Annotated in this window: 22 protein-coding genes; 13 read left to right on the top strand and 9 right to left on the bottom strand. The window is 66.2% G+C overall.

Annotated features, from left to right (window positions below; translation table 11 throughout):
- Positions 1-39: 39 nt before the first annotated feature.
- The 5 genes from AC3WL2_RS12070 to AC3WL2_RS12050 all read right to left on the bottom strand — a co-directional run bounded on the left by AC3WL2_RS12070 (position 40) and on the right by AC3WL2_RS12050 (position 3,942).
- Positions 40-723, bottom strand: coding sequence for an OmpW/AlkL family protein (locus AC3WL2_RS12070; RefSeq protein WP_046857328.1), 684 nt, complete (start codon positions 721-723; stop codon positions 40-42).
- A 110-nt stretch (positions 724-833) separates the two neighbouring features.
- Entirely contained in the window at positions 834-1,388 is a 555-nt protein-coding gene (locus AC3WL2_RS12065) for a DUF3299 domain-containing protein (RefSeq protein WP_371918107.1), read from the bottom strand.
- Between the two features lie 8 nt (positions 1,389-1,396).
- Positions 1,397-2,662, bottom strand: a complete 1,266-nt coding sequence (locus AC3WL2_RS12060; RefSeq protein ID WP_102683831.1) for an ABC transporter permease — start codon at positions 2,660-2,662, stop codon at positions 1,397-1,399.
- Complete coding sequence (locus AC3WL2_RS12055) at positions 2,662-3,372, bottom strand: ABC transporter ATP-binding protein (RefSeq protein WP_046857325.1); 711 nt, start codon at positions 3,370-3,372, stop codon at positions 2,662-2,664. Before AC3WL2_RS12055 ends, AC3WL2_RS12060 begins: the two co-directional genes overlap by 1 nt.
- Positions 3,373-3,942: a DUF2796 domain-containing protein gene (locus AC3WL2_RS12050; RefSeq protein WP_102683830.1), complete on the bottom strand. Its 570-nt coding sequence runs from the start codon at positions 3,940-3,942 to the stop codon at positions 3,373-3,375.
- A gap of 134 nt (positions 3,943-4,076) precedes the next feature.
- Between AC3WL2_RS12050 and AC3WL2_RS12045 the strand changes: the two genes are divergently transcribed.
- Complete coding sequence (locus AC3WL2_RS12045; RefSeq protein ID WP_102683829.1) at positions 4,077-4,421, top strand: hypothetical protein; 345 nt, start codon at positions 4,077-4,079, stop codon at positions 4,419-4,421.
- A 26-nt stretch (positions 4,422-4,447) separates the two neighbouring features.
- On the opposite strand, the gene trxA is transcribed toward AC3WL2_RS12045, so the two are convergent.
- From trxA to AC3WL2_RS12030, 3 genes are read right to left on the bottom strand one after another with little or no spacing between them, the layout of a single operon-like run.
- Positions 4,448-5,335 (bottom strand): thioredoxin, encoded by an 888-nt coding sequence (gene trxA, locus AC3WL2_RS12040; protein ID WP_102683828.1) that lies wholly within the window; start codon positions 5,333-5,335, stop codon positions 4,448-4,450.
- A gap of 31 nt (positions 5,336-5,366) precedes the next feature.
- Positions 5,367-6,026 (bottom strand): class I SAM-dependent methyltransferase, encoded by a 660-nt coding sequence (locus tag AC3WL2_RS12035; RefSeq protein ID WP_102683827.1) that lies wholly within the window; start codon positions 6,024-6,026, stop codon positions 5,367-5,369.
- Positions 6,027-6,479, bottom strand: coding sequence for a YbaY family lipoprotein (locus AC3WL2_RS12030; RefSeq protein WP_038707256.1), 453 nt, complete (start codon positions 6,477-6,479; stop codon positions 6,027-6,029). It abuts the gene before it with no gap.
- Positions 6,480-6,584: 105 nt separating this feature from the next.
- Here AC3WL2_RS12030 and nrdR point away from each other — a divergent pair, with 105 nt between their 5' ends.
- The 12 genes from nrdR (at position 6,585) to AC3WL2_RS11970 (ending at position 15,296) form a co-directional block, all read left to right on the top strand.
- On the top strand, positions 6,585-7,049 hold the full coding sequence (gene nrdR / locus AC3WL2_RS12025; protein WP_009685710.1) for a transcriptional regulator NrdR: 465 nt from the start codon (positions 6,585-6,587) through the stop codon (positions 7,047-7,049).
- Between the two features lie 2 nt (positions 7,050-7,051).
- A complete protein-coding gene (ribD, locus tag AC3WL2_RS12020; RefSeq protein WP_102683826.1) occupies positions 7,052-8,179 on the top strand; it encodes a bifunctional diaminohydroxyphosphoribosylaminopyrimidine deaminase/5-amino-6-(5-phosphoribosylamino)uracil reductase RibD in 1,128 nt (375 codons plus the stop codon).
- A gap of 42 nt (positions 8,180-8,221) precedes the next feature.
- On the top strand, positions 8,222-8,887 hold the full coding sequence (locus AC3WL2_RS12015) for a riboflavin synthase (RefSeq protein WP_102683825.1): 666 nt from the start codon (positions 8,222-8,224) through the stop codon (positions 8,885-8,887).
- Positions 8,888-8,905: 18 nt separating this feature from the next.
- Positions 8,906-9,997 carry a bifunctional 3,4-dihydroxy-2-butanone-4-phosphate synthase/GTP cyclohydrolase II gene (gene ribBA / locus AC3WL2_RS12010; protein ID WP_102683824.1) on the top strand — a complete coding sequence of 364 codons (1,092 nt, stop codon included), beginning with the start codon at positions 8,906-8,908 and terminating at the stop codon, positions 9,995-9,997.
- A 91-nt stretch (positions 9,998-10,088) separates the two neighbouring features.
- On the top strand, positions 10,089-10,565 hold the full coding sequence (ribH, locus tag AC3WL2_RS12005; protein ID WP_003255395.1) for a 6,7-dimethyl-8-ribityllumazine synthase: 477 nt from the start codon (positions 10,089-10,091) through the stop codon (positions 10,563-10,565).
- The gene (gene nusB / locus AC3WL2_RS12000; protein ID WP_046857317.1) at positions 10,562-11,062 is read left to right on the top strand and encodes a transcription antitermination factor NusB; all 501 of its coding nucleotides are present in this window, start codon (positions 10,562-10,564) and stop codon (positions 11,060-11,062) included. Before ribH ends, nusB begins: the two co-directional genes overlap by 4 nt.
- Before the next feature lie 18 nt (positions 11,063-11,080).
- Positions 11,081-12,037 (top strand): thiamine-phosphate kinase, encoded by a 957-nt coding sequence (gene thiL / locus AC3WL2_RS11995; RefSeq protein WP_102683823.1) that lies wholly within the window; start codon positions 11,081-11,083, stop codon positions 12,035-12,037.
- Positions 12,034-12,537, top strand: a complete 504-nt coding sequence (locus AC3WL2_RS11990; RefSeq protein ID WP_023632630.1) for a phosphatidylglycerophosphatase A family protein — start codon at positions 12,034-12,036, stop codon at positions 12,535-12,537. The genes thiL and AC3WL2_RS11990 overlap by 4 nt, the downstream gene beginning before the upstream one ends.
- A 16-nt stretch (positions 12,538-12,553) precedes the next feature.
- Positions 12,554-13,300, top strand: a complete 747-nt coding sequence (locus tag AC3WL2_RS11985; RefSeq protein WP_102683822.1) for a substrate-binding periplasmic protein — start codon at positions 12,554-12,556, stop codon at positions 13,298-13,300.
- A 150-nt stretch (positions 13,301-13,450) separates the two neighbouring features.
- On the top strand, positions 13,451-14,068 hold the full coding sequence (gene ribA / locus AC3WL2_RS11980; RefSeq protein ID WP_023631163.1) for a GTP cyclohydrolase II: 618 nt from the start codon (positions 13,451-13,453) through the stop codon (positions 14,066-14,068).
- Positions 14,065-14,484 (top strand): MFS transporter, encoded by a 420-nt coding sequence (locus tag AC3WL2_RS11975; RefSeq protein WP_102683821.1) that lies wholly within the window; start codon positions 14,065-14,067, stop codon positions 14,482-14,484. Before ribA ends, AC3WL2_RS11975 begins: the two co-directional genes overlap by 4 nt.
- Positions 14,484-15,296: a cobalamin-binding protein gene (locus tag AC3WL2_RS11970; protein ID WP_102683820.1), complete on the top strand. Its 813-nt coding sequence runs from the start codon at positions 14,484-14,486 to the stop codon at positions 15,294-15,296. The genes AC3WL2_RS11975 and AC3WL2_RS11970 overlap by 1 nt, the downstream gene beginning before the upstream one ends.
- Here AC3WL2_RS11970 and AC3WL2_RS11965 read toward each other — a convergent pair.
- Positions 15,274-17,151 carry a TonB-dependent receptor plug domain-containing protein gene (locus AC3WL2_RS11965; protein ID WP_102690673.1) on the bottom strand — a complete coding sequence of 626 codons (1,878 nt, stop codon included), beginning with the start codon at positions 17,149-17,151 and terminating at the stop codon, positions 15,274-15,276. The two genes, AC3WL2_RS11970 and AC3WL2_RS11965, sit on opposite strands and share 23 nt — an antisense overlap.
- Positions 17,152-17,166 lie beyond the last annotated feature (15 nt).

The raw sequence follows: 17,166 nt of genomic DNA, 5'->3' as shown, positions 1-17,166 counted from the left end.
GGGCAAGCCCGCTCCAGAAGGAACGGGCTTGCCTGCGGATCAGAACTTGTAGCCGATGCCGACCATGTAGACCCATGGATCGACGTCCACGTCGACCTTGGTCTTGCCGACGCCCAGGGCGCTCGGGCCATCGATGCTGGCCTTGGTGTCGATGTCGACGTACCAGACCGCGGCGTTGAGCAGCAGGTTGTCGGTGAGCATGTAGTCCATGCCCAGTTGGCCGGCGATGCCTACCGAGTCCTTCAGCTTCATGTTGCTGAAGCCCTGGGCCTTGCGGTTGCTGCTCAGGTCTTCATCGAAGAACATCGTGTAGTTGATGCCCACGCCAGCGTAGGGCTGGAATTTGGAGCTTGGCTCCATCGGGTAGTACTGCAGCGACAGGGTCGGAGGCAACTGCTTGATGTCGGCCAGCTTGCCATCCAGGCCTGGGCCGAGGCCCTTGACGCCGACTTTGTGCTGGAATGGCGTGGCGGCCAGCAGTTCCAGGCCGATGTGGTCGGTGAGCATGTAGGCGAAGGCCAGGCCCAGCTGGGTGTCGCTGTCCAGGGTCGCCTTGGTGCCCGAGACTTTGGCGCCATCGAGCTTGATGTCACCGCTGCTTTCGTTCGGCGCGGTGGTGATGGCGCCGGCGCGGAGGATGAAATCCCCCGCCTGGTGGGCGTGGGCAACAGGGGCTGCGAGCGCCAACGCGACGAGCGAGGCACTGAGCAAGGACTTGTTCATGGAAGCTCCCAGAGGACGTGAGTAATCGAGTAGTCCAATGGTACGAAGCTGACTAAACAGAAAGTTTGACCCAGCTCAACGAAGCCTCTTCAAACGGGCGTGCACAGTTCTCACTTCAGCTCATAAGCGTAGATTTTCTCGGCTTCCATCTGGTAGCCCGCATCGGCTAGCTCGCTGCTGGACGCCTTGACCTGCATCGTGCCTTCGATCCAGTAGGGTTGATAGAGGTCTTCGATACGCACGCCCATCTCGCTGAAGATGTGCACGATCTGGTTCGAGGGTGGCGGTGGCACGTGGATGCAGGCGCCGTAGTAGGGCACCAGGAGGAACTCGGTGGTGCGGCCTTCGTCGCTGACCTCCAGCGGCACGATGTAGCCGGGGATCTTCACGGGCTGGCCGTCCAAGGCCTTCACCACCGGTGCGTTGGGTGCCTGCTGGCGCGCGGCGGGGGCGGCCTCGGCAGCCAGCGCGTCGCTGATCTGCGACAGGTCGTGCAGCGGCGTCAGCTGCGGCGGGATGATCGGCGCGCCCTCGGGGATCAGCGCGGGCCAGTCCAGTTCACGAGGTTCGGCGGCACACACCGTGGATGCCAGCAAAACCACTGCCAGTAACAGGTAATGCCAAGCAGTGGGGGCCTGCCTGTTGTCCATGGACGTCGCGGTCATGAAGGTTCTCAAAGATGAATCGACAGGCCATCGGCCAGCGACTGCCGGTAGGCACGCCAGGCTGGCACGCTGCCCATCAGCAGCGCCGCGCCAAGGATGATAGCCAGCAGCGTCCACTCATGGGCGCTTGGCCAGGCCAATGGCAGGTACAGCCCGTAGTTGGCCTGCACATAGCCCTGCGCCAGGGCAATGCCGGCATACAGCAAGCCAAGCCCGGTGGCGATGCCCGACAATGCCAGGGCCAGTGCCTCGAGCACCAGCAGCCCGGCGATATGCCAGGGACGGGCACCGACCGAACGCAGGATGGCCATCTCCCGACGGCGCTCATTGAGGCTGGTGAGGATGGCCGTGAGCATGCCGATCAGACCGGTGAGCACAACGAACAGCGACACCACGAACAATGCCTGCTCGGCCGTGCCCATCAGGCTCCACAGCTCCTGCAGGGCCACGCCGGGCAGGATCGCCAGCAGGGGCTCGGCACGGTACTCGTTGATCTCGCGCTGCAGGCTGAACGTGGCGATCTTGCTGTTGAGCCCGAGCATGAAGGCGGTGATGGCGGTGGGCTGCAGGTCCATGGCGCGGGCCTGCTCGGCACTGATGCGCCCGGCGCCACGGGCCGGGACGCCGTTGTGCCAGTCGATGTGGATCGCTTCCATCCCTGCCAGGCTGATGTGCAGAGTGCGGTCCACCGGGGTGCCGGTGCGTTGGAGCACGCCGACCACGGTGAAGGGCTTGTCGTCGTGCTTGACCAGGCTGATGGCGGCCACGCCGTGCGCCAGTACCAGCTTGTCACCCAGTTTGTAGTGCAAGGCCTCGGCGACTTCGGCGCCCAGCACCACTTCGAACGGATCGTCGGCGAACGCCCGGCCCTGGTCGAGTGCCAGGTGCTGGCGGCGACCGAACTGGTAATGGCTGAAGTAGTCGGCGCTGGTACCCATCACCCGGTAGCCACGGTGCGAATCGCCCAGTGAAATCGGGATCGCCCACTTCACCCGTGGATCCTTGGCGTAATGCTCGTAGCTGTCCCAGCGGATGTTGTTGGTGGCATTGCCGATGCGGAACACCGAGTACAGCAGCAGATTCACCGACCCCGAACGGGCACCGACGATCAGGTCGGTGCCGCTGATGGTGCTGGCGAAACTGGCGCGGGCTTCGGTGCGTACTCGCTCGACGGCCAGCAGCAAGCACACCGACAGGGCGATGGCGAACGCGGTGAGCAGGGCGGTGAAACGGCGGTTGGCCAGGCTGGCCAGGGCAAGGCGAAGCAGGTACATCAGGCCTCCCGGGGCTTGGCGGCGCGATTGAGCTCGGCCAGGGACAGGTGGCGGTCGAACAGCGGCGCCAGGCTCTGGTCATGGCTGACGAACAGCAGGCTTGCGCCGGCGTCGCGGCATTCGTCGAACAACAGGCGGATGAACGCCTCGCGGGTGTCGGCGTCGAGGGCCGAGGTCGGCTCGTCGGCGATGACCAGCTCGGGCTGGCCGATCAGCGCCCTGGCCGCTGCGACCCTCTGCTGCTGCCCGATCGACAGGCTGTCGGCGCGGCGGGCGAGCAGGGCCGGGTCGTCCAGGCCCAGGTGGGCGAGCAACTGGGCAGCGGCCTGGTCGATGCTGCCATGGCGCTGGGCGGCGCGAGCGGCACGGCTTTTCGAGAAGCGGCAGGGCAGCTCGACGTTTTCGCGCACCGAGAGGAACGGCAACAGGTTGAACTGCTGGAAGATGTAGCCGGTGTGATCGACCCGGAAGCGGTCGCGTGCGCCCTGGCCCAAGGTCGCCAAGTCCTGGCCGAGCAGGCGGATGCTGCCCTGGCCTGGGCGGTTGACCCCGCCCAGCAGGCCGAGCAGGGTGGTCTTGCCACTGCCGCTGGGACCCTTGAGGAACAACGCCTCGCCGGGCTCCAGGCGAAACGCCGGGATCTCCAGCAGCGGCGCCTGGCCAGGCCAGGCGAACACCAGGTCATGCAGTTCGATCAGCGGCTGGCTCATTCAGAACTCGACCACGGCCTTGGCGGGGGTGGCTTCCACGCCTTTCTGGCCATTCGGGCCGATCAGTTGCACGTTGATCTTCTGGGTTTGCGGGAAGGTTTTGAACAGGCGGCCGAGGTCTATCTGGGTGAGTTTGCCCGGGGTGGCGCAGGTCAGCTGGTAATGGGCATTGATGTCGGCGTGCTGGTGCGCCTCGCCGCCAGCTTCGGGGGCATTGCCGAACAGCGGGCTTTCCAGCTCCTGGGCCTCCTCCTTGCAACCGGCGGCCTGGGCGATGGCGAACAGCTTCAGGGGTTGTTCGAGCTGCTGGCGGGCGGCGGCGACCTTGGCTTTGTCGGCGTCGCTGCTGGCGGCGTGTTCGAAGCCGACCAGGTTCATCGCCGGGCTGTCCAGCGCCAGCTCGAGGACGTTGCCGTCGAGTACCGCGTTGAGCTTGGCCACGCCGTGCTCATGGGCACCGAGGGTGCCATGGGCGTGATCGTGATCGTGGTCATGGTCGTGATCGTCGTGGGCATGGGCCACGGCCAGGGGAAGCAGGGCGAAGGGCAGGGCGAGCAACAGACGACGCATGGACGGCTCCACAGGCGGCTTGGGATGAATTTGTGATGTTATAACAATTTTTATTTGCGCCGCCAGCCTGCCTGGCACAGGTTTCATGTTCGTGGGAGCATGGCGCAATCGAGCCTGGAAACAAGGAAATAATCGTGATAATTCGTGGACAGATCGGCGAGTGGCCGGTGGACCTGACTGTCGAACTGGAGCCGCATGAATGGGCGCAGCTGGGGCGTAGGATGGATGCCCAGGCGCCGGTGGAAGCAGCGCCGGTCAGCGCCAGCCCCGTACCCCGACAGGATGATGGACAGTGGGCGGCGGCGCGTGAAGTGCTGCGTCAGGCGGGTCAGATGGGTGGTCCGGAGCTGCTGGAGCGTCTGGAAGGTTTGGCCGGAAGCGTGGCGGCAGGCAAGCGGCTGCTGGTGCGGTTGCGCCATAGCAGTGAGGTGAAGGTGGAAAGTGGCGTGGATGCGCCGGTGTATCGCTGGGTGGGATGAGGGGCTGCATAGCAGCCCCAGCAGCCTCAGAACAACGCGGAAGAGAGCTTGCGGCGGTACACACTGACCAGCGGATGCTCGGTGCCCAGCAGCTCGAACACCTGTAGCAGCGCCTTCTGTGGCAGGCCGTTCTCGTAGGCGCGGTTGCGCTGGAACAGCTTCAACAGACCATCCATCGCGGCCTCGTACTGCTGGCGTGCCAACTGCTGGATGCACAGCTGGTAGGCTGCTTCGTCATCCTGCGGATTCTGCGCCAGGCGGCTCTTCAGCTCCGCGGCTTCCGGCAGGCTGGCGGTCTGGCGCAGGAAGGTCAGCTGGGCCTTGGCGCCGGCCAGTGCGGCTTTGTGCTCGTCGGTCTTGACCGCGTCGAGCACCACCTGGGCCTCGCCCAGCTCGCCGCGCTCGGCCAGGCAGCGGGCGTAGAGGATCAGCGCCTCGGCATTGCTGTTGTCTTCACCCAGCAGCACCTGCAGCAGGGCCTCGGCCTCGCTGAAGCGACTTTCGGCGAACAGTGCCTTGGCCTGCTCCAGCGGCGCGGCGGCGGGCGGCGCGGGCATCTGCACATGGGGTTCGAGCATGGCGCGGATGGCCGACTCGGGCTGCGCGCCGGCAAAACCATCGACCGGTTGACCATCCTTGAACAGCACCACGGTCGGCAGGCTGCGGATGCCGAACTGGGCGACGATCTGCTGCTCGACGTCGCAGTTGATCTTGGCCAGCAGCAGCTCGCCCTGGTAACCCTCGGCGATCTTCGCCAGCAGCGGCATCAGCGCCTTGCACGGCGCGCACCATTCGGCCCAGAAGTCGACCAGTACCGGCTTGTGGAAGGAGTTCTCGATGACCAGTTGCTGGAAGTTGGCATCGGTGGCATCGAAGATATAGGGCAGGCTTTGGTTAACTGGCGCTTGGCTCATCGCAACTCTCGCAAATCCGTGAATGCCCCCACTATAAGGGCTCGCGGCTGGCGTGGTACAGGCTGACCCGGCGGAATTCGTGCGGCTCGGCCAGATCCGGCAGGGTCAGCGCCTCCAGCACGCCGAGCGGGCGGTACAGCGGATGGCTGAAATCGCGCACCCGCGAGTCGGCCACCAGCGCCTGGCGGCCACGGCTGAGGAATGCGTCCAGCAACGGCAGGTTGGCGCGGTCGTACAGTACATCGGCGACCAGAATCAGGTCGAAGCGGTCGTCCTCGGCGAAGAAATCGCGGCTGTAGCCCAGCGTCACGCCGTTCAGTGCGGCGTTGGCGCGGCAGGCGTCCAGGGCCAGCGGGTCGAGGTCGCAGGCCACCACCTCCAGCGCGCCGGCCCGGGCGGCGGCGATCCCGGCGATGCCGGAGCCAGCGCCGAAGTCCAGCACGCGCTTGCCACGCACCCAGTGCGGCTGCTCGGCCAGGTAGCGCGCCATGGCCAGGCCGCTGGCCCAGCAGAAGCTCCAGTAGGGTGGATCTTCGAGAATGCGCCGGGTTTCCTCGCTGCTGAATGCGCGATCCATGTTCTGGTCGTCGATCAACCAGAGCTTCAGGTCGCATTCGGGCAGTTCACTGACGATCAGGCGTGCTTCGCCGATCAGGCCGCTCAAGGCCTGTTGCAGGGCCAGCGGGGCCATCTACGGTGCCTTTTCGAAACGCAGCGGGCCGGTGGCCTGGGTCTGGGCCTGGGCGATGGGCACCGGAGGCAGGTGCAGGATCAGTTGCCCGGAGCGGCTGGCGCGGCCGCGCAGTTCGACCCGCGCGCCGGCCGGGAAGGCTTCGGGGTTGAAGCGCAGGCGGTAGGGCAGGGCCTGGCCGGTGCCGCTCAGGGTGCTGCTGGCCAGCAGTTGCTGCGGGCGGCCACGCTCGTCGATCACCAGCAGGGCCAGCTCCACATCGGCACCTGCCGGGATTTCCATCAGGGTACCGCTCAGCTCGCGCTGGTAGGCCGGCAGCGGGCCCAGGGGTTCGGTCTTCTTTGCCACCTTGGCCGGCACCGGCGCCGGGGCTTGTTCCGGCTTGGGGCGGTCGCTGCCGCAGGCGGCGAGCAGGGCGGCGCAACACAGCACGACGAGCGCTCGAGGGTACATGGGGTCGTCCTTCACGGGCAGATTTGCATGGATGGTAACCCCTTTGGCTTGTCTTGCCAGTGCAATGCGCTACCATGGCCCTCCCTTTTTTTGTTGCCTGCCACCATGCACTGTCCGTTTTGCGGCGCCAACGACACCAAGGTCATCGACTCGCGCCTGGTCGCCGAGGGCGAACAGGTGCGTCGCCGTCGCGAGTGCGTCGCCTGCGGCGAACGTTTCACCACCTTCGAAACCGCCGAGCTGGTGCTGCCGCGGCTGATCAAGCAGGACGGCACGCGCCAGCCCTTCGATGAAGACAAGCTGCGCGCCGGCATGCAGCGCGCGCTGGAAAAGCGCCCGGTCAGCGTCGAGCGCCTGGAAGCGGCGTTGGCGCACATCAAGAGCCGCCTGCGTGCCACTGGCGAGCGCGAAGTGAAGTCGCTGGTGGTCGGTGAGATGGTGATGGCCGAGTTGCGCAAGCTCGACGAAGTGGCCTACATCCGATTCGCCTCGGTCTACCGACGTTTCCAGGACCTCGACGAATTCCGCGAAGAAATCGACCGCCTGGCCCGCGAGCCAGCCAAAGAGTAAGCATGTCCAGCCAAGCCATTCTCGACGCCCACTACATGGCCCGGGCCGTGGAACTGGCCCGCAAGGGCCTGTACAGCACCCACCCCAATCCGCGCGTGGGCTGCGTGATCGTGCGCGATGGCGAGGTGGTTGGCGAGGGCTGGCATGTGCGTGCCGGCGAGCCGCACGCCGAGGTCCACGCCCTACGCCAGGCCGGCGAGCGCGCCCGAGGTGCCTGTGCCTACGTCACCCTCGAGCCCTGCAGCCACCATGGGCGCACGCCGCCGTGCGCCGAAGCCTTGGTCAACGCCGGGGTGGCGCGGGTGGTGGCGGCCATGCAGGACCCCAATCCGCAAGTGGCCGGCAATGGCCTGCGCCGTCTGCGCGAGGCCGGCATCGAGGTTGCCAGCGGGGTGCTCGAAGCCGAGGCCCGCGCCCTCAACCCAGGCTTCCTCAAGCGTATGGAGCACGGCCTGCCATTCGTGCGCGCCAAGCTGGCCATGAGCCTGGACGGTCGTACTGCCATGGCCAGTGGCGAGAGCCAGTGGATCACCGGCCCCGCCGCCCGTGCCGCGGTCCAGCGCCTGCGCGCCCGGTCCAGCGTGGTGCTGACCAGCGCCGAGAGTGTTTTGTTCGACAAAGCCCGCATGACCGTGCGTGGCGAGGAACTGGGCCTGGATGAGGCGCTCACCGCCCTGGCCGTGTCGCGCCCGCCGCTGCGCGTGCTGATCGACGGGCGCCTGCGCCTGCCACTGGACGCGCCGTTCTTCCAGGCCGGCCCGGCGCTGGTGGTGACCGCCGCCGGCGAGGACCCTCGTTATGCCGCCGCCGGCCATGAGTTGCTCGACCTGCCCGGCAGCGACGGCCGCGTCGACTTGCCGGCCCTGCTGCGGGTGCTGGCCGGGCGCGGCGTCAACGAAATCCTCCTGGAAGCCGGCGCCGGCCTGGTCGGTGCCTTCGCCCGCCAGGGCCTGGTCGACGAGTACCAGTTGTTCGTCGCCGGCACCTTCCTCGGCTCCGATGCCCGTCCGCTGCTGGACTGGCCGTTGTCGAAAATGAGCGAGGCGCCGCGGCTGAAGATTACCGACATGCGCGCGGTCGGCGATGACTGGCGAGTCACTGCCATCCCCCTGCCGGCCCCCGGCGTATAATGCCTGGCTTGCTTCGCGCAGCCCGTACTTGAGGAGAACAGCATGTTCACCGGCATCATCGAATCCATCGGCACCATCCGCAGCCTCACCCCCAAGGGCGGTGACGTGCGCGTCTATGTCGAGACCGGCAAGCTCGACCTGGCCGACGTCAAGCTTGGCGACAGCATCGCGGTCAACGGCGTGTGCCTGACCGCCGTCGAGCTGCCCGGCGACGGCTTCTGGGCCGACGTCAGCGTCGAGACCCTCAAGCGCACGGCCATGGTCGACCTCAAGAGCGGCAGCCGGGTCAACCTGGAAAAGGCCCTGACCCCGACCACCCGCCTGGGCGGCCACCTGGTCAGCGGCCACGTCGACGGTGTCGGCGAGATCGTCTCGCGCGCCGATAGCGCCCGCGCCATCCAGTTCCGCGTGCGTGCGCCCAAGGAGCTGGCCAAGTACATCGCCCACAAGGGCTCGATCACCGTCGACGGCACCAGCCTGACGGTCAACGAAGTCGATGGCGCCGAGTTCGAGCTGACCATCGTCCCGCACACCCTGTCCGAAACCATCATGGCCGACTACCGAGCAGGGCGTCGGGTGAACCTTGAGGTCGACCTGCTGGCCCGTTACCTGGAGCGTCTGCTGCTGGGCGACAAGGCCGCCGAGCCGAGCAAAGGCAGTGGCATCACCGAAAGCTTCCTGGCCGCCAACGGCTTCTTGAAATCCTGATTGAGAAGGGGGTGCCGCGTGGCGCTCAACAGCATCGAAGAACTGGTCGAAGACATCCGCCAGGGCAAAATGGTCATCCTCATGGATGACGAAGACCGCGAGAACGAAGGCGACATCATCATGGCAGCCGAATGCTGCCTGCCCGAGCACATCAATTTCATGGCCAAGCACGCCCGTGGCCTGATCTGCATGCCGATGACCCGCGAGCGCTGCGAAACCCTGAAGCTGCCGCTGATGGCGCCGCGCAACGGTTCGGGCTTCGGCACCAAGTTCACCGTGTCGATCGAGGCCGCCGAAGGCGTCACCACCGGCATCTCCGCCGCCGACCGCGCCCGTACCGTGCAGGCCGCCGCGGCCAAGGACGCCAAGGCCGAGGACATCGTCAGCCCTGGGCATATCTTCCCGCTGATGGCCCAGCCCGGCGGCACCCTGGCCCGCGCCGGCCATACCGAGGCCGCCTGCGACCTGGCGCGCATGGCCGGTTTCGAGCCGAGCGGGGTGATCTGCGAGGTGATGAACGACGACGGCACCATGTCGCGTCGCGCCGAGCTGGAAGTGTTCGCTGCCGAGCATGGCTTGAAGATCGGCACCATCGCCGACCTGATCCACTACCGCATGATCCACGAGCGCACCGTGCAGCGCGTTTCCGAGCAACCGGTCGAGAGCGAGCTGGGCGAATTCAACCTGGTCACCTACCGTGACGCGGTGGAAGGCGACGTGCACATGGCCCTGACACTGGGCAAGATCTGCGCCGAAGAGCCGACCCTGGTACGGGTGCACAACATGGACCCGCTGCGCGACCTGCTGCTGGTCAAGCAGCCGGGGCGCTGGAGCCTGCGCGCGGCCATGGCCGCGGTGGCCGAGGCCGGCAGCGGCGTGGTCCTGCTGCTGGGCCACCCGCTGGACGGCGACGTGCTGCTGGCGCACATCCGCGAAAGCGCGGGCGATGCGCAGCCCAAGGCACCCACCACCTACAGCACCGTCGGTGCCGGTTCGCAGATCCTGCGCGACCTCGGTGTGCGCAAGATGCGCCTGATGAGTTCGCCGATGAAGTTCAATGCGATATCCGGATTCGATCTGGAAGTTGTAGAATACGTGCCCTCCGAGTGACTTGAGGCGGCCTGATCGCCCTTAAGCTCGAGTCAAAACCCTCCCGAGGCCGCCACAGCGCGGCCTCGCTCTTGAAGATGAGAACTCCGGAATGACCCTGAAGACCATCGAAGGTACCTTCATCGCCCCCAAAGGTCGCTATGCTTTGGTGGTTGGCCGCTTCAACAGCTTCGTCGTCGAAAGCCTGGTAAGCGGTGCAGTCGATGCCCTGGTACGCCACGGCGTCAGCGAAAGCGACATCACCATCATCCGTGCCCCGGGCGCGTTCGAAATCCCGCTGGTGGCACAGAAAGTCGCCCAGCAGGGCGCTTATGACGCAATCATCGCCCTGGGCGCGGTGATCCGTGGCGGTACCCCGCACTTCGAATACGTGGCGGGCGAGTGCACCAAGGGCCTGGCCCAGGTGTCCATGGAGTTCGGTGTTCCGGTGGCCTTCGGCGTACTGACCGTCGACTCCATCGAACAGGCCATCGAGCGTTCCGGCACCAAGGCCGGCAACAAAGGTGCCGAAGCTGCCCTGTCCGCTCTGGAAATGGTCAGCCTGCTGGCGCAGTTGGAGGCCAAGTGATTAGCGACGAAAGCGATCGTTTCAACCCGCGCGATCCAAAACCCGCGGATGCCGGCAAGCCCTCGAAGAGCGCCAAGCGTCGCGAAGCCCGCAAGCTCGCCACGCAAGCGCTCTACCAGTGGCACATGGCCAAGCATTCGCTGAACGAGGTCGAAGCGCAGTTCCGGGTCGACAACGATTTCACCGATATCGACGGCGCCTACTTCCGCGAGATCCTGCACGGGGTCCCAGCGAAGAAGGCCGAGATCGACGAGGCGCTCAAGCCTTGCCTGGACACGCCACTGGAAGAGCTCGACCCGGTCGAACTGGCCGTGCTGCGCCTGTCCACCTGGGAGTTCATGATGCGCGCCGACGTACCGTACCGCGTGGTCATCAACGAAGGTGTGGAACTGGCGAAGGTCTTCGGCGCCACCGACGGTCACAAGTTCGTCAACGGCGTGCTCGACAAGCTGGCTCCGCGTCTGCGTGAGGCGGAAGTCAAGGCGAACAAGCGCTGATCGCGGCGCTGACCAGCCATGGGTGAGTTCGAGCTGATCCGTCACTACTTCGCCGCCGCGCCCTGTGCGCAGGGCGGCGAGGGCGTGGCCCTGGGGATCGGCGATGACTGTGCCCTGCTGGACCTGCCTGCCGGCGAGCAGCTGGCGATCTCCACCGACACGCTCGTGGCCGGTGTGCATTTCCCCGCAGTCTGCGACCCGTTGCTGCTCGGCCAGCGCGCGCTGGCCGTGGCGGTCAGCGACCTGGCGGCCATGGGCGCCACGGCCATCGGCTTCACCCTTGCCCTCACCTTGCCCCAGGTCGGCGCGCAATGGCTTGCCGGCTTTGCCGACGGCCTCGGCCGCATGGCCGCGCGCTGCGGTATCAGCCTGATCGGTGGCGACACTACACGCGGCCCGTTGAGCATCACCGTGACCGTGTTCGGCCGGGTGCCGACCGGCCAGGCGCTGCGCCGTAGCGGCGCGCAGCCGGGCGACCTGCTGTGTGTCGGTGGTTTCCTGGGCAACGCGGCGGGGGCCTTGCCGCTGGTACTGGGCGAACGCGAGGCGGCTGCCGATGTGGCCGGGCCATTGCTCGAGCATTACTGGTCGCCCTTGCCGCAACTGCAACTGGGCGAGCGCCTGCGCGGCCTGGCCACGGCGGCGCTGGATATTTCCGACGGCCTGCTGGCTGACTGCGGGCATATCGCCAAGGCGTCCGGTGTTGCGCTGCAGGTGAACCTGGCGCAGGTCCCCGTGTCTGCTCCTTTACAGGCTTTCCTCGGTCGAGAAGCGGCCTTGCAGGCAGCGCTCACCGGTGGTGACGACTACGTGCTGGCGTTCACCGTGCCGGAAAGCGCACTGACCGCCCTGGTCCGCGAGGTGCACGTCATCGGTCGTGTATTGGAAGGCCAGGGCGTGACCTTGCGTGACCCGCAAGGCCAGGACATCACCCCCGTGCAACGGGGCTATCAACATTTCAGGGAGACACCGTGACCGACCACCCCAACCAGGTGCCTGCGGAGTTCGTTCCGCCTTCGGTCTGGCGCAACCCGTGGCACTTCATCGCCTTCGGCTTCGGCTCGGGCACCCTGCCCAAGGCGCCGGGGACCTGGGGTTCGCTGGTGGCGCTGCCGTTCATCCCGCTGTGGCAGATGCTGCCCGACTGGGGCTACTGGCTGTTGCTGGGCATCAGCATGCTGTTCGGCGTGTGGTTGTGCGGCAAGGTGGCCAACGACTTGCGCGTGCACGACCATGAGGGCATTGTCTGGGACGAGATCGTCGGCATGTGGATCACCCTGTGGCTGGTGCCGGAAGGTTGGCAGTGGCTGCTGGCGGGGTTCCTGATGTTCCGCTTCTTCGACATCCTCAAACCGTGGCCGATCCGCTGGGTCGACCGCCATGTGCATGGCGGGTTCGGCATCATGCTCGACGATATCCTGGCTGGCGTGTTCGCCTGGCTGGGCATGCAGGTTCTGGTGTGGGCGGTGGCCTGATACAGGGAGCGTTGCGATGGGCCTGAAGGCTGTGGTGCTGGCATCGATGCTGTTGGTCGCGGGGCCGGGTGCGATGGCCCAGGAGGCGCCGGCGCAGGTGCGTCTGGTCAGCGAGGCGTGGGTCGACTACACCAATGCCGATGGCACCGGGCTGGCCTGGGACGTATTGCGCAAGGTGTTCGAGCCGGCCGGGGTCAAGGTCGTGGTCAAGAGCGCGCCCTACAGCCGCGCCGTCGGTCTGGTGAAACGCGGCGAGGCGGATGCCTGGGTCGGCTCCTACAAGGAAGAGAACGCCGACAACCTGTATCCACAGTGGTACTTCGACCAGGACCATATCTATGCCCTGGGCCTGGTCGACAAGCCGGTGCCAACGCTCGAGACCATCGGCCAGTACCGGCTGGCCTGGGTGCGCGGCTACGACTACGCCAGCTATCTGCCCGAGGTCCACAACTTCCGCGAGATCCAGCGTCGCGAGGGCATCCTGCCGATGCTCGAGCATGACCGGGTCGACTTCTACATCGATGCGCTCGCCGAGGTCGACTATGTGCTTGGCCAGGCGCCCGATGCCACGCGCTTTCGCCGCACCCACGTCGCCGAGCTGCCGTTGTACCTGGCCTTCACCCACAGTGAACAGGGCAAGGTCCTGCGCGACCTGTTCGACCGGCGCATGGAGCAACTGGTGCGCAGCGGCGAGCTGAAGCCGATCTTCGAGCGCTGGAAGCAGCCTTATCCGTTTACGGCTGATCACCTGCCTCATCAATAAATGCCCCGCAGTCCGCTCCCGCAGGGGCCGGTGTGCGGCCATATGCATCTAACTTTTCGATCTTAAGCCACGATATTCCTCCTGCGCACCTGCGCCGGGCTGCTGATACAATCGACCGATCTGAAAAATCCTACTGCCCAGGAGCACAACGTGCCCGTCGTCTTTGTTGCCGCCTCGAAACTCCCGACTCCCTTTGCGACCTTCACCATGCATGGCTTCCTCGACGAAGCCACTGGCCGCGAGCACGTGGTGCTCAGCCTGGGTGATATCGCCGACGGCGAGCCGGTGCTGGGGCGTCTGCACTCCGAGTGCCTGACTGGCGATGCGCTGTTCAGCCAGCGTTGCGACTGTGGCTCGCAGCTGGAGGCCGCATTGCAGGCCATCGCCCGTGAAGGCCGTGGCGTACTGCTGTACCTGCGCCAGGAAGGCCGTGGCATCGGCCTGCTGAACAAGATCCGCGCCTACGAACTGCAAGACGGCGGTGCCGACACCGTCGAGGCCAACGAGCGCCTGGGCTTCGCCGCCGACCAGCGTGACTACGCCATGTGCCTGCCGATGCTCGAGCACCTGGGCGTGAAGTCGTTGCGTCTGATGACCAACAATCCGCGCAAGGTAAAGGCCCTGACCGACATGAGCATCAAGGTCGCCGAGCGCGTACCGCTGCACACTGGCCACAACCCGCACAACCGCCTGTACCTGGCCACCAAGGCCGACAAGCTCGGGCACATGATGGGCAACAAGCACCAGGGCGAGGTGCCCCAGGCGTGACTCGCACAGAGGTGAAGCGGCGGCTGGCGCTGGCCTGGTGGCAGTACCTGGCCGTGGGGTTGCTGCCGCTGCCGGTGATGGCCTGGGCCTTTGGTGACGGCGAGGCGCTGATCCCGGTGCTGGCCATGCCGCTGTTCATCGCCGGTGCCGCCAGCATGTTCCTCAGCCTGCCGCGCTTCAGCGCGTACAAGCGGGCGTTGATCGCCACCGACAAGGTATTGGGCTGCGCCGAAGAACCGGCGGCCTGGATCGAGCTGGCCCGCGTGCGCCGCCTGGCCATGCTGTTCGCCTGCTTCCCGGCCTGGGTTGCCGCGCTGTCGGTGCTGGTCGGGTTGGAGGCGGTACCGCAGATTCTCCTCGCCCTGTCCACCGTGGTGCTGCTGTACCTCTATCGCATCCCACGCCAGCTCGGCTGATGCGGGCGCTGTTCGCCGGGTTTTTGCTGCTGTGTCTCGGCGCCGTGGCCGAGGCCGCGCCGCGGGTGGTCAGCCTGGCGCCGTCGATGACCGAGATTGTCCTGGAGCTACGAGCCGGCGAGTTGCTGGTCGGTGTGCTCGATGGCGGCGAGCGTCCGCCGGCGCTGGCCCGGTTGCCTTCCGTCGGCCGCCATGGCCAGCTCGACATGGAGCGTCTGTTAAGCCTCGAGCCCGACCTCTTGCTGCTGTGGCCCGGCAGCGTGCCGCCGGCCCAGCGCGACCAGCTCAGGCGCCTGGGCATCGCCACGTTCAGCGGCGAGCCCGGCAACCTCGACCAGTTGATCGACCAGATCGAAGCCATCGCCCAACGTATTGGCCGTGACCAGCAAGGCCGCGCCTATGCCGCCAGCCTGCGTGAGCGGTTGCAGGGGCTGCGCGACCGCTACCGGCGTGAGGCGCCGCTGCGGGTGTTCTACCAGGTCTGGGACAAGCCGCTGTACACCTTGGGTGGGAGTCAGGTGGTCAGCGACGCCTTGCGCGTGTGCGGGGCGCGCAATGTGTTCGACGATCTGGCCCAGCCCGCCCCGCAGGTCAGCGTGGAGTCGGTGCTGCTGCGCGACCCCGAGGTGATCCTGGCGGGCGATGAGGCGCAACTGGCCAGTTGGCGCAACTGGCCGCGGCTGAGCGCCGTGAAAGGCGAGCGCTTGCTGGTGGTGCCGGACAAAGGCCTGGAGCGGCCCAGCGGGCAGATGATCGAGGCGACTGCTCGGCTGTGTGCGTTGCTCGATGCTAGAGCGCCGGTGTCCAGGTAAGGCTCAACAGCCAGGTGCGTCCTTCTTCGCGGTAACCGTGCCAACTGCCGTCGTAGCTGTAGAGGACGCGGCTGTATTGCTTGTCCAGCAGGTTGTCCAGCTTCAGATCCACCCTCACCTCGTCTGTCAGGGCCATGCCGCCACGTAGGCCGAGCAACCCATAGCCCCCCATGCGCCGGTTGTTGGACGGATCGTCGTAGCTGCCACTGACAGCCTGCCAGCTGGCGCCCACGCTGTAGCGAGCAAATTGTCGATCCACATCCAGGCTCAACGTGCGACGAGCGCGGCGTTGAAGGGTATGGCCGCTTTCCCGGTCACGCGGGTCGACCAGGCTCAGGCCCAGCTGAGAGGTCCAGCCGGCCCATTCCTGCTGCAGCGACAGTTCCATGCCATTGATTCGCGCGTTTTCGACATTGCCGGGTCGCCTGCGCTCGGGGTCGTAGTTGATTGCGTCGCGCAGGTCGGTGCGATACAGCGAGGCTTCCAGCCGTGTCTCACTGGCCAGTTGGCTGCGCCATTGCAGTTCGTAGCTTTTCGAGTGCTCGGGGCGCAGGTCCGGGTTGCCGTACTTCACATCGTAGAGATCGTTGAAGGTCGGGGCGCGAAAGCCTTCGCTGTAGGAGAGCAGCACGTCGTTGCGAGGGTTCAGCGGGACTGTGAGGCTGGCATTCCAGGTGGTCTGGTCGCCGAATTGCTGGTTACGGTCCTGGCGTACACCCAGTTCGCTCGAGAAGCTGTCCCCGGCAAAGCGATATTGAGCGAAGGCTGCGCGGTTCCAGCGGCTGTCCTCGCTGAAGTTCGCCGTACCGTGGAAGCGATCCTGGTACCAGTCGCCACCCAGCATCAGCTGGTTGCGCTCGTCGAGTGTGAAGTCGTTCTGCCAGGTGACCTGATCACGGTAGGTGTTGTAGATGAAGCGCTCGTCGCTCATCTTGTCGCGCTTGTCGTCACGGTTTTCGCTGTGGCCAAGTTCCAACCTGGAGTGCCAGGTGTCGCTTAGCTGGGCGTCGAACCAGGTGCCTAGGCTGCTGACACTGAAATCGGTGTAGGGCTGCTGTGGATAACTCAGATAGGTGGATTCATCCAGCCGCCCATAAGGATTGTCGTATTCACTGCGCCCACGGCTGTCGAGCAGGTTCAAGCCCGCTTCGAAGCGCTCGTTGAAGGTGTGGCTCAAGCTCAGGTTCAGCGAGCGGTTGCGATAAACATCATGGTCGCCATCGCTGGCATACGACGGCCCGGTCGAATCAATGCCGGCCGTCTCGTCCAGGCTGGCGCCGAGGTTGAAGCGGGTCGCGCCATCGCCACCGGACAGGCCCAGGCTGCGCTGCCAGGTCTGGTTGCTGCCGGTTGCCAGGCGCAGGCGCGGTTGCAGGCCCTGGCCCTCGCCACGCCGGGTGAAGATCTGGATCACCCCGCCGATGGCGTCGCTGCCGTAAACCGCCGAGCGCGAACCGCGCAGCACCTCCACCCGTTCGATCTGGTCGATGCCGAGAAACTGCAGGCCGCTGTCGCCGGAGGTGGTGTTGGCGATGCGCACGCCATCAACCAGCACCAGGGTCTGCGCGGCCTTGGTGCCGCGCACGAAGATGCCCGGCAGGCTGCCGCGACCGCCGGTGGGCGCGACCTGCACGCCGGGCACGCGGGCGAGCAGATCGGTGACGCTGCTGGGTTGCAGGCGGTCGATGTCGGCACGGGTGAACACCGTGTTGGCGGCGCTGGTGGCGGTACGCGACTCGACCTGGCGGCTGGCGCTGATCAGCACGTCGGGGAGCTTCAGGGCGTCATCGCGAGAGGGTTCGGCGGCCAGGGCGGCGGCGGGGAGGCAGAGCAGGGGAAGGGCGCGGATCTTCATGGGGCAGTTCCATTG

The organism is Pseudomonas sp. FW305-96 (assembly GCF_058783825.1).
Note: the sequence above shows the minus strand (reverse complement) of the source record. Positions and strands in the feature narration are given on the sequence as shown.